At 37.2% G+C, this 12,657-nt stretch carries 11 protein-coding genes; all 11 read left to right on the top strand.

What is annotated here, in order from left to right:
• Positions 1-18 precede the first annotated feature (18 nt).
• On the top strand, positions 19-471 hold the full coding sequence (locus tag EJ995_RS11575) for a helix-turn-helix domain-containing protein (RefSeq protein ID WP_317126804.1): 453 nt from the start codon (positions 19-21) through the stop codon (positions 469-471).
• 77 nt (positions 472-548) lie between these two features.
• Positions 549-2,906 carry a multicopper oxidase domain-containing protein gene (locus tag EJ995_RS11570; RefSeq protein ID WP_126448552.1) on the top strand — a complete coding sequence of 786 codons (2,358 nt, stop codon included), beginning with the start codon at positions 549-551 and terminating at the stop codon, positions 2,904-2,906.
• Positions 2,907-2,938: 32 nt separating this feature from the next.
• Positions 2,939-3,529 (top strand): DUF3347 domain-containing protein, encoded by a 591-nt coding sequence (locus EJ995_RS11565; protein WP_126448551.1) that lies wholly within the window; start codon positions 2,939-2,941, stop codon positions 3,527-3,529.
• The gene (locus EJ995_RS11560) at positions 3,530-3,982 is read left to right on the top strand and encodes a heme-binding domain-containing protein (RefSeq protein ID WP_126448550.1); all 453 of its coding nucleotides are present in this window, start codon (positions 3,530-3,532) and stop codon (positions 3,980-3,982) included.
• A gap of 81 nt (positions 3,983-4,063) precedes the next feature.
• Positions 4,064-4,600 carry an ion channel gene (locus EJ995_RS11555; protein ID WP_241234641.1) on the top strand — a complete coding sequence of 179 codons (537 nt, stop codon included), beginning with the start codon at positions 4,064-4,066 and terminating at the stop codon, positions 4,598-4,600.
• Positions 4,593-5,828, top strand: a complete 1,236-nt coding sequence (locus EJ995_RS11550; protein ID WP_126448549.1) for a permease — start codon at positions 4,593-4,595, stop codon at positions 5,826-5,828. The genes EJ995_RS11555 and EJ995_RS11550 overlap by 8 nt, the downstream gene beginning before the upstream one ends.
• 2 nt (positions 5,829-5,830) lie before the next feature.
• Positions 5,831-8,353 carry a heavy metal translocating P-type ATPase gene (locus EJ995_RS11545; protein ID WP_126448548.1) on the top strand — a complete coding sequence of 841 codons (2,523 nt, stop codon included), beginning with the start codon at positions 5,831-5,833 and terminating at the stop codon, positions 8,351-8,353.
• Positions 8,354-8,373: 20 nt separating this feature from the next.
• Positions 8,374-8,865 carry a DUF305 domain-containing protein gene (locus tag EJ995_RS11540; protein WP_126448547.1) on the top strand — a complete coding sequence of 164 codons (492 nt, stop codon included), beginning with the start codon at positions 8,374-8,376 and terminating at the stop codon, positions 8,863-8,865.
• A gap of 4 nt (positions 8,866-8,869) precedes the next feature.
• Positions 8,870-10,612: an efflux RND transporter periplasmic adaptor subunit gene (locus EJ995_RS11535; RefSeq protein ID WP_126448546.1), complete on the top strand. Its 1,743-nt coding sequence runs from the start codon at positions 8,870-8,872 to the stop codon at positions 10,610-10,612.
• On the top strand, positions 10,612-12,216 hold the full coding sequence (locus tag EJ995_RS11530) for an OLD family protein (protein WP_126448545.1): 1,605 nt from the start codon (positions 10,612-10,614) through the stop codon (positions 12,214-12,216). The genes EJ995_RS11535 and EJ995_RS11530 overlap by 1 nt, the downstream gene beginning before the upstream one ends.
• Before the next feature lie 54 nt (positions 12,217-12,270).
• Positions 12,271-12,588 carry a DUF6660 family protein gene (locus EJ995_RS11525; protein ID WP_126448544.1) on the top strand — a complete coding sequence of 106 codons (318 nt, stop codon included), beginning with the start codon at positions 12,271-12,273 and terminating at the stop codon, positions 12,586-12,588.
• The last annotated feature ends 69 nt before the right edge of the window (positions 12,589-12,657 follow it).

The following is a 12,657-nucleotide window of genomic DNA, read 5'->3' as shown; positions in this document are numbered from 1 at the left end:
AATGTTGAACTAGGTAAAATGTCTTATCGAGAGAATGGTAATAAGGATTTAAAAATTATAAATGAGGTTCTAGAACAAAATGATTTTGAAATTATAGTTTCTCAGGAAGATATTTTAACTGAAAACATAAAGCATAAACTCATAGAACTATTGAACGACTTACCTATTAAGGATAACAAGGTATTTTCAAAATATCTATCAGATATTCTTAATACTGATTACAGTAAAATATCAAAAGTGTTTTCTTATACCACTGGAAAAACCATTGAACAGTATTTCATCAATCTTAAGATTGAAAAAGTGAAGGAACTAATTCAATCCAATCAATACAATTTTACAGAGATAAGCCAGCTCATAGGATATTCGAGCGTTGGAAATCTGAGTGCACAGTTCAAAAAACATACTGGAAAAAGTTTAACTGAGTATAAAAATATGAACAAGAATTTTAGGAAATCATTAGACAAAATTTAATAAACATCATCCAAAATATCGTAAATCAAACGATTTTAACATTTCTAACTTTACGAATTAAAAAAGTTAAGAAAACTATGAAAGGAAAAATCATATTAATTACAGCGCTCTTTATGTCAATTATGGCAGTGGCTCAAACATCAAATTATTCTTTTGTGGCTAACAATAGTGAGGAAAACATAGACAACTGGCCAGAACGTATCTACAATTTAACTATAGATTATAAAACTGTAAATATTACGGGTAAAGACGTGAAGGCAATGGTAATAAACGGTGGTATTCCAGGTCCTAATTTAGAATTTAATGAAGGTGAATTTGCCATTATTAATGTGACGAATCAAATGGATGTTGAAACATCGGTACACTGGCACGGCCTTATTCTGCCTAATTATTATGATGGTGTGCCTTACCTTACTACGCCACCTATACAACCAGGCGAGACCTTTCAATATAAGTTTGCTCTTAAACAATCCGGAACATACTGGTATCACTCTCACACAGGTTTACAAGAACAACGTGGCGTTTACGGAAGCATTCAAATTAATCCAAAACAAACAGATTTAGAATATGACAAAGATCTTGTTCTGGTACTCTCAGACTGGATGGATGAAAACCCTAAAACACAATTGCGTAATCTAAAAAGAGGTAATGAATGGTACTTAATCAAAAAAAATCAAATCCAAAGTTGGGATAAAGTAATTGCTCGTGGAGCAACTGGTGCTAAACTAAAAATGATGTGGAACAGAATGCCAGATATGGCTATTCTAGATAATTACTACGACAATTTTTTAATCAATGGTCAACCTACAAATGATTATCCTGAATTTAATCCTGGAGAAAAGGTTAGAGTACGATTTGTAAATGCGGCAGCTGCTAGTTACTTCTGGCTCACGTTTGCAGGAGAAGACCCATTACTAGTCGCATCAGATGGTATAGATGTCGTTCCAATTAAAATGAACAAAACACTCTTAGGTGTTGCAGAAACTTATGATTTTATAGTGACGATTCCAGATAGCGGCAAACTTGAAATTCTTGCTACGTCACAAGATGGTTCTGGAAAAGCATCTGCTTTGTTAGGAACAGGAAATATTATTGCTGCACCTGAAGTTCCAAAGCCAGGCCTTATTAAAATGATGCAAAAAATGATGGAAATGGATATGAAAATGGGAGCGCCAGCAGCCAAGTTTAATCCGTCTCGTAATGACTCTATTGCGATTATGAAAAAGTACGCAATGAAGATGGATAGAATGCAGTCTATGAAAAAAGATGAAATGAAGATGGATCACGGTGCTATGGATATGAAAAAAGATAGTATGGCAATGGACGACAAGATGAAGATGGATGGTGGCGACAAAATGGGCGGAATGAAAATGGGCTACATGGTGCCGCAGGAAAAGGTAATAGGTAGCAATATGAAGACTGGTAGCAATCCAGAGTTTAATTATAACTATCTCAAAGCAAAACAACCTACTCAATTTAAAAGTGATAAGCCTGTAAAGGAAATGCTATTTAATCTAACAGGAAATATGAATCGCTACGTATGGTCTATTAATGGTGTACCACTTTCTGAAACTGACAAGATTAAAATTGAAAAGGGCGAAGTAGTTCGTATAACGCTCAATAACCTAACGATGATGCACCATCCTATGCACTTACACGGTCATTTTTTTAGAGTTCTCAATGAAAATGGAGAATACTCGCCTTTTAAACATACTGTTAACGTTGCACCTATGCAAAAAGTGGTCATAGAGTTTGATGCCGTCGAGTATGGCGATTGGTTTTTTCATTGTCACGTTCTGTATCACATTAATAGCGGTATGGGTAGGGTATTTAGTTATGATACGCCTCGAGATGAAAGATTAAAAAATCATCCACTATCCACCCTTACTACTGAAGCAAATCATTTATGGACCTGGGGAGAGGTGACTGGAGCTAGTCATCTTACCGAACTATATTATACCGCTACGAACATTCGCAATCAATTTACTCTACGTGGAGAATATGGATGGAATGAAAATATTGAAGCTGAGTTTACTTATGAGCGTTGGCTTAACAGTTATTTCCGAGTGTTTGGTGGAATAAATGTAGAAAATGAAATGGAAGACAGTCTAGATGAGATTTCTACAACAGGTGTTGTTGGAATACGGTACTTGTTGCCTATGCTTATCGATTCGGATTTAAGAATAGATAACAAATTAAGACCTACGATATCATTTGCAACTTCAACTATGATTACCAGACATATTGCCCTTTACGGAGAATATGAATATCAGATGGATTTTGGTTGGATTACGGATTTTGAGGAAGGAACCAACTTTGAAGAAGAAACTACTTGGCAAGTAGGACTTGAATATGTGTTAAGTCGAGACTTTTCAATAATGGGAAGCTATGATAATCGTTTTGGCGCAGGTGGTGGACTATCATTTAGATTTTAAAAAAATAATTATTAACCTAAATACAATACAAAATGAAAACAGTAAAAAGAACAATAGGTAAAATGGCACTGGCTGCCACAATGATTTTAACAGTTTCCTGTAAAGACGGAAACAAAGAAGAGGCTGCTGCGCCGATGAGTAATGAGATGCACCAAGAATCTATCAATGACAAGGACGATATGGCAATGAGTGACAATAAGGATGCAAAAGCAGCAGCAATCCTGAATGATTATTTCAACTTAAAAGATGCGCTTGTAAACGATGACAATGGTAAAGCAAAGGAATTGGGGAATACAATGGCTCAATCCCTAAAAGCATTTGATGCATCCAACTATTCGGACAATGAAAAATCAGAATTAAATGACATAATCGAAGATGCAACAGAACACGCAGAGCACATTTCGGAAAGCGACATCAAACATCAACGCGAGCATTTCAAAGTTTTAAGTAAAGACATTACAGATATGGTAGCAATAACAGGAACAGCAACAAAACTGTACGAGCAATATTGCCCTATGTATGATGGTGGTACAGCTTGGTTGAGCAAAGAAGAAAATGTTTTAAATCCGTATTACGGTAGTTCAATGTTGAGATGTGGTAAAGTACAGAGAGAAATAAACTAAATGAAATTTCTAAAAATCATAGCTTGGGTAGCGCTTATTGCGTTAATCGTTATTCAATTTTTTCCGGTGGATGAAAATGAAAGCTATACGACACTTGAAACTGATTTTATGATGGTTAATAAAGTACCGTTAGATATTGAGAATCAACTCAAGGTGTCCTGCTATGATTGTCACAGTAATAACACTACTTATCCTTGGTATAGTAAAATTCAGCCAGCAGCTTGGTTTTTAGAAAACCATATTAAAAAAGGAAAAGCAGAACTGAATTTTAATGAGTGGAGTAATTATTCTGATAGGAGAAAGAGAAGTAAGTTACGGTCTATTATTAAACAAGTAGAAAGTGGAGAAATGCCTATGAATAGCTATATAATAGTACATCAAAATGCTAAACTAGACACGATGGCGAAATCGAAATTGGTAAAATATATACAACGATTAAAAGATGATTTATAAAGTCCTGATATGGGAAGGGAAATATGATGGTTGGTTAGTAACTCTTCCCTTGTCAGGCACAAATTAAAAGCATTAAAGAAATTGGAAAAGATAGATTCGTTTTACAAACAACTTTTCGGAAAAGCTTGGCTTACTATTTCAGTAGTAATAGCAGCTGGTCTGATAAATATTGTGCTCTTTTCTAGGTTAGATAATAGCTGGTCTGAGTATGTGATTTTAGCTCTGTCAATCGTCAAAATCTATTTCATTGTAAAGCTTTCGTTTAACCAGTTGATGAAGATTATAGCGCAGAGTCATTTAATGAGCCATATTCTCGTACTATTTGCTTTACTGATTGGATTGATACTCTTGTCCTTTGCAACTGACTATGCAGCCCTTCACATTTATGATGAAACGAATTTCAAGAATAGTTCTGGTCTCGTTAGCTCAACATCAGAAATACTCTTTGAGTATTTGTACCTGAGTACAATTACATTTTCCTCGGTTGGATATGGGGATATCGTTCCGGTATCAATGGTGGCCAAAACCTTGGTGATGCTGCAAGTGGCTTTACGGTTTTTTGTCTTGGTTTTCGGTATCGCTAACATCAATAATATTAAAATAGAAAAATATGAATGATTTTTTAAAATCCTGGGCAGAAGCAGCCTTTACCTCAGTAGGATTTTTCTGGACAGCTCTATGGGCTTTTGTAGTTGGTTATATAATCAGCAGTATGATTCAAGTTTTTGTAACTAGGCAAAAAATGCAAGAAGCAATGGGTAAGAATGAAGGCAAGAGCATATTGCTGGGTACCTTCTTTGGTTTTATCAGTAGTTCTTGCAGCTTCTCGGCGCTAGCTGGTACGAAATCAATCTTTAAGAAAGGTGCCAGTTTCGTCTCATCGATTGCATTTCTATTGGCTTCCACCAACTTGGTTATCGAATTGGGCATTCTTATTTCAATCTTTTTGGGCTGGCAATTTGTAGTAGGCGAATACTTAGGTGGTATTCTGTTGATATTGGTCAGTTGGTTACTGATTCGAATAATAAATCCTAAAAAATTAATAGAAAAGGCACGCAAGAATCTCAAAGATGATGGCAACGAAAATGACGAGAGCAAAGGTCAAGATGACGATTGGAAATCAGAGATAAAAAAAGAAACAAACTGGGCTAAAGTTGCTAGAAAATACAAAATGGAATGGTCAATGGTTTGGAAGGACGTAACTGTTGGATTCACCATTGCAGGGATTACGGCGGCATTCGTCCCAGATGCATTCTTTGAAACCTTATTCATCAATAGCGGCAAGGGTACTAATGAATTTACCTTCTTAGAAATTCTTGAACATATCATAGTGGGGCCTATCGCAGCATTTTTAACTTTTATAGGAAGTATGGGCAATATTCCGCTGGCCGCCTTACTCTTCGGCAAGGGTGTAAGTTTTGCTGGCGTAATGGCATTTATTTTCAGTGATTTAGTTGTGTTTCCCGTATTACGTATAAATGCCAAATATTATGGCTGGAAAATGTCACTTTTCATTTTGTTCTTACTCTTTACGGCTCTTATATCGGCATCATTAATACTTCATTATGGTTTTAATTTTCTTGATTTAATGCCAGACCCTTCGCAAGTCAATATTCAAGATAAGGACCATTTCAAAATAAACTACACTTTCTTTTTGAATATAGCCTTCTTGGCCATATCGGGTTACTTAATCTATCTGGGGTTCTTCAAGCGAAAAGACGTTGAGCATTCTATGAGCGAGATGGCGCCCAAAAGCCCCTTGCTTGAAAAGATTTTGAAATATGCAGCATTCATTTGTTATGTATGGCTTGCAGGAGGTTTGATTATAAAATTCATAATTCGATAAAAATGAAACACACATACCACATACAAGGAATGACCTGCAACGGTTGTCGCAATCACGTTGAGCAAACACTTTCTAAAGTGGAAGGTGTGACTAACGCTTCGGTTAATTTAGAGAAAGAAGAGGCGACCATCGAAATGGAATCTCATATTTCTATCGAAACATTTCAAAAAGCTCTAAAGCAAGATGGTGGTTCGTATAGCATCCACAAATCAGGCGAACATTATCACGATGATGATTCCGCTTCAGCAAAACCGAAAAAAGCGAAACCAGAAGGCAAGGGAACGGGAACGTTTTATTGCCCAATGCACTGCGAGGGCGATAAAACCTATGACAAACCAGGCGATTGTCCTGTTTGTGGAATGGATTTGGTCGAAGAGCAAAATTTGTCAGCTACAACTACTACTGAACAGTGGACCTGCCCAATGCATCCTGAAATCGTAAAGGACGAACCGGGAAGCTGTCCTATTTGCGGAATGGATTTAGTGCCGATGGAACCTGATTTATCTGCCGAAGAAAAAACATATAATAAGCTGATTAAGAAATTCTGGATAGCAGTAGCCTTTACGCTTCCTATTTTCCTAATCGCTATGAGTGAGATGATTCCAAACAATCCGCTATACGATGTAATGGAACAGAAATGGTGGAACTGGATTCAATTTGGCTTGTCGATTCCTGTGGTGTTCTATGCCACTTGGATGTTCTTTGAACGTGCTTATCGAAGTATTAAAACGTGGAATCTAAATATGTTCACACTAATCGGTATAGGTGCGGGCGTGGCTTGGCTCTTTAGTGTTTTTGGGATGTTGTTTCCAGACTTTTTTCCGGAACAATTTAAAACAGAATCCGGTGCGGTTCACGTGTATTTTGAAGCCGCTACTGTTATTCTAACGCTGGTATTGATGGGTCAAGTTTTAGAAGCCCGTGCACATAGTAAAACCAATTCAGCAGTGAAAGAATTATTAAAGCTTGCACCTAACAAAGCAGTACGCGTAGTGGATGGAAACGAAGAAGAAGTTTCCATCGACCAGATTGAAAAAGGAGATATCCTACGAGTAAAGCCAGGAGATAAGATTCCTGTGGATGGCAAAATTACCGAAGGAGAAACTACGGTGGATGAATCAATGATTTCGGGAGAGCCTATCCCAGTTAACAAATCTGTTGATGATAAGGTAAGTAGCGGTACCATTAACGGGAATCAATCTTTTTTGATGGAGGCCGAAAAAGTAGGTAGCGACACCTTGCTTTCCCAAATCATACATATGGTAAACGATGCCAGTCGCAGTCGTGCCCCTATTCAGAAATTGGCAGATACGGTTTCAGGCTATTTCGTACCTGTCGTGGTTATCATTGCGGTCATCACTTTCATTGTCTGGGCGATTTGGGGACCAGAACCAGCTTATGTATTTGCTCTTGTAAATGCCATTGCCGTATTGATTATAGCCTGTCCTTGTGCATTGGGATTGGCAACACCGATGTCCGTTATGGTAGGTGTTGGTAAAGGTGCCCAAAATGGTGTCCTAATTAAGAATGCCGAAGCCTTAGAGAAAATGGACAAAGTGGACACCCTTATCGTTGATAAAACAGGAACCATTACGGAAGGGAAACCAACGGTTGAGAAAATTGGGTCGTTTGATGAATCTCGCTTTCGCGAAAGCGAAATTCTACATCTTATCGCATCCCTAAACAGTTCCAGCGAGCATCCACTTGCCGAAGCCACCGTGAAATATGGAAAGGAGCAGAAGGTCGAAATATCAAAAACCGAAAACTTTAGCGCAGTAACCGGAAAAGGCGTAGAAGGAACAGTTGATGGCAAGAAGCTCGATTTGGGAAATGCCAAAATGATGGAGAATGCAAATGCCAAGCTATCACCTGAAATGGAAACCGAAGCACAATCCTTTCAGAAACAGGGAAAAACGGTTTCCTACTTATCCATTGATGGCGAAGTTTCAGGCTACGTGGTCATAGGCGATAAAATAAAAGAAACGAGTGCTAAGGCAATCAAAGAATTACAGGACAAAGGCATTGAAGTAATAATGCTCACAGGAGATAATCACGACACCGCCCAAGCTGTGGCGAGCGAACTCAATCTCGCCGACTTCAAAGCAGGAATGTTACCTGAAAACAAACTGGACGAGGTAAAGAAACTACAAGAGCAAGGTAAAGTAGTAGCGATGGCAGGCGATGGTATAAACGACGCACCTGCTCTGGCTAAAAGTGATGTGGGTATCGCAATGGGTACAGGAACAGATGTGGCTATTGAAAGTGCGATGATAACCTTGGTAAAGGGCGATTTGCACGGTATCGTAAAAGCAAGAAACCTAAGCCACAAAGTAATGCGGAACATCAAGCAAAATCTATTTTTTGCTATGATATACAACACGCTGGGTGTACCGATTGCGGCAGGAGTATTATTTCCATTTTTCGGAATTCTATTATCGCCTATGATTGCAGCACTGGCTATGAGTTTTAGTTCGGTTTCTGTAATAGCAAACGCACTTAGACTCAGAACAAAATCAATTGATTAATAACTAAAAAACCAAAACAGATGAAGTCAAAAGAAAACAATCACAATGAAATGAAAAAAGGCAATTACACAAAATTTGTGGGAATGCTCGCAGCGTCCTTCGTGGCTATGTACATCACGATGTACCTAAACACTTATGAGTGGGACCACGTATGGTTCAGTCTAACTCGCTTTTATATGGTCTGTTTAGGGATTGCGGCAATGGCCATTATAATGTTTGCATCAATGCGTGGAATGTATCAAAATAAAAAGAAGAATATCGCCATTGTTCTGGGAAGTATCGTTCTATTTGTAGGTGCTTTGGGGCTGGTACGTGACCAAAAATCTACCGTAGGCGATGTACTCTGGATGAAAGCAATGATTCCTCATCATTCCATAGCAATTTTAACAAGCGAGCGTGCAGACATCAAAGATCCAGAAGTAAAAAAACTTGCAGAGGAAATTATCAAAGCACAACGAAAAGAGATTGAAGAAATGAATGCGATGATCGAACGTTTACAAAACGAGAAATAATAGTATGAACAAGAACATTTTATATATAGCACTTGCACTAATCGTGGGACTACTAGGTGGATGGCTCATTTTTGGTAGTTCAGGTAGTGATGCCAAGGCAAACAAGGACGTTTCTGAAATGTCAGATACCCACGACCATTCTGGCGAGTCGCCAAACCAAATGTGGACCTGCTCAATGCACCCACAGATTATGCAGCCCGAACCAGGCGACTGCCCTATATGTGGAATGGACTTGATACCTGCTGAATCTGGTGCAGATGGTCTTGCAGTTAATGAAATTAAAATGACAGAAAATGCAATGGCACTGGCAAACATTCAAACTACTATTGTAGGTAATAGCAGTATGTCAGAAGATGATGGAATGATTACGCTTTCTGGCAAAATCGCCACCAACGAAGAAAACAATGCTGTACAAGCAAGCCATTTTGATGGGCGTATCGAGCGTTTGAATGTTAATTATGAAGGCCAAAAAGTAAATCGTGGTCAATTACTGGCCACCATTTATGCACCAAATTTGGTCGCTGCACAGCAAGAATTGCTCACAACAGCTTCATTAAAAGAATCGCAGCCTGAACTATACAAGGCAGTGCGCAACAAATTGAAATTATGGAAACTTTCAGAAGGCCAAATTAATGCGATTGAAACTTCAGGAAAAGTGCGAGATAATTTCCCCATTTATGCCACCGTTTCAGGAACGGTTTCAGAAGTGATGGCACGTGAAGGCGACTATGTAAAACAAGGTCAGCCCATTTTAAAAGTAAGCAATTTAAATTCAGTTTGGGCAGAATTTGATGCCTATGAAAATCAAATTTCAGATTTAAAAGTAGGTCAGAAAATAAAAGTAGTAACCAATGCTTATGCCAATAAAGAATTTGGTGCTACGGTTTCGTTTATTGACCCCATACTTAACAATGCCACGCGAACGGTTACCGTTAGAGCAACACTAAAAAATACAGACAACCTCTTTAAACCAGGAATGTTTGTAACGGGAAAACTCGAAGGGGAAATGATGATGACTAACGAAGTGATAACAGTTCCTGCAAGTGCCGTAATGTGGACTGGCGAACGCTCATTGGTCTATATAAAAACCAGTCCCAACGAACCCGTTTTTGAAATGCGTGAAGTAACCATTGGAAATCGTAATGGTGAAAATTATGCTGTAACAGAGGGCCTACAAACTGGCGACGAGATTGTGACAAACGGAACTTTTACAGTAGACGCAGCAGCCCAGCTACAAGGCAAAAAATCTATGATGAATCAGGGAAAGGAAGAGGCATCTGAGATGCCTATGTCTCAAATGAAAATGGAATTTACAGAAAATTTTCAAAGTGAATTTAAGAAAGCGCTTAAGCCTTATTTGCAGATGAAAGATGCTTTGGTAGCGAGCGATGCAAATCAGGTTTCTGCTTTCGCGAAAGCGACATCAACATCTTTAAAATCCGCAGATATTAAAAGTCTCGGTAGTATGGAACAATCACATATCAAGAAAAGTATTGAAATGCTAGATGCCATTGCAGCGAACGATAATCTGGATAATCAACGTGACCATTTTGTGATATTAAATGAAAATATGGTGCCCATCGCGATGAATATAAATGCAACCGAAGAGATACTATATGTTCAGAAATGCCCGATGGCAAATAATAATAAAGGCGCGGTCTGGCTAAGTGTCGAGAAGGATATCAAAAATCCATACTATGGTGAGCAAATGTTAACTTGCGGGAGCACAATAGATGAGATAAAGTGATGGGTAAAGAAGTTGAAACTGAGAATAGAGATAACGATTGGAGAAAAATCGTAGAAGGTGGTTATATGGGAATCATCAAAGGTTCTTTAAATAGAATTGCTGTCTTTGGACACGATACAATTTTAAACAATGTCATTAGATTACTCGTTAATGTTAATAAAGGTGGTGAAGAGGAAAATCAAAATGCAGATGAAGTTTTAGTGGCTTTAGACAAGTTTTTCATATTTAAGAATATTTGGAAACCAACTCTTGAGATTCTTTATGAAAAGTACTTGCCAGGAATTGATTATGAATTCAATTGGATTATAGAAGCAACACCATATACTCTAACAATCTGTAAACTTACAAAAGAGCATTTTGAGGACGTTGAATTAAAGTACCATATGGATCTTGCTAAACTTGATGATAATGACATAGAACATAATTTTTCTAAGGTTGTTGAAGATTTAGGCTTAAAAAATATGAATCTCGATGGCCACTTAGAAAAAAGATTGAGTCAATCTACGCTACCGTCAACTAACAAAGAAAAATTAGAGCTACTTTTTAGATTAATGAATTTTCCACCATTACAGGAATTAACTCTTTTTTATAGACGTTATGTTGAAAAAATAAATAAAGAGCATAAAGAATTAGGTGTAGGGTTCACAACCATTGCAGAAGTGGAAATGCCCAAAATAGGTATGAGTGAAGCTCTTCACTACTCGTATTTCCAAATAGATCACGAAGTATTTAAAAAATACGGTTTGAAAGGGTTTTCTGCGAATCCTGAACTTAAACAATTTGCAGAAGAGTTTAAAAATATCAGAGTAAAAGCGCATTCCAGAAAAGATGAGCTTGAAGATGATATGATTTGTCCTTGTTGTGGTGAAAAACAAACTATTATTTTGCCAGAAGAATTACTTCAATATAAGCTGTTACTAGAAAATACAGCCATAGCTGAAAAAATAGGTTTAGTTTACTTTAAAGAGTTTTTTGAAGATTTTAAAAAATCAATGGCAGATAGATTTGGAAACTTTTTACCAAACCTCAATATTGTTAATAATCCAAAAGTTATCATTTTAGTTGAAGGGGAAAGCGAAGAGGTTGCTATTCCAATATTAGCTTTCAGAAAACGGTTCGTATTATCACATAATGAGATACAAGTCTATAATTCAAAGTCAAAGCAAAAATTGAAAGAAGACTTTTTTAATTTCCGAAGCAAATACCCTAAACGAAAAATGGTGTGCTTTTTAGATTCCGATGCAACTAAAGAAAGAGATGATATTAATCGCGTCATACAGAATGAACAGAATAAATATAGAATGATCTTTATAGAAAATGGAACATTTGAAGACTTATTTGATATTAAGTATTCTGTGGAAATTTTAAACTATTTATATCCAGAGGAACCTAAGATTTTGATTACAGATTTTGACCGTAATAACGACTTCCTGTCAAATATCAGTAGAATTTTATATCAAAAGAAAAAAGCGACTTATAATAAAGTACTCTTTGCACGAACCATTGCCCAACGTATAAATATCGATAGTGTCCCAGAACCTATAAATCAGATTCTAGATATAGTAAAAGATTTTTCAGAGCCATCTAAATTTATTCGTAAATAATTTGAATAAAACCTTTGCACACCAGTTGCACTAGAATTAGGGTATCTTTGTTTTGTGAAAATTATTACGGTCATATTCTCATTCTATCTGCTCGCGCTTAATTTTGCGCCTTGCAGTGATGCAAATGTTGACTCTTTTGAGGATAGCACGCAAATAGAATTTTCACAAAGCGACACTGGTGATTACTACCACAATCTACTTGATATGTGTTCTCCTTTTTGTCATTGTCATTGCTGTCACGTTCACACGTTAGATTTTGGATTAAATGTATTAGACCTTTACCATCCAGCAGACTATAAACTTTCTACGGTTTATTTTGACAGTATAGGCAAGGATATTTCCCTTTCCCTATTACAACCACCACGGGCATAACTCAGTTTTTACAGGATAGCTATATCCTGTCGTGATGTTTCCCTTCGGGAGATATTATTTGTTTTCGCT

The organism is Nonlabens ponticola (genome assembly GCF_003966335.1).
GTDB lineage: Bacteria > Bacteroidota > Bacteroidia > Flavobacteriales > Flavobacteriaceae > Nonlabens > Nonlabens ponticola.
The sequence above is the reverse complement of the archived record's forward strand: the minus strand, read 5'-3'. Positions and strand labels throughout refer to the sequence as shown.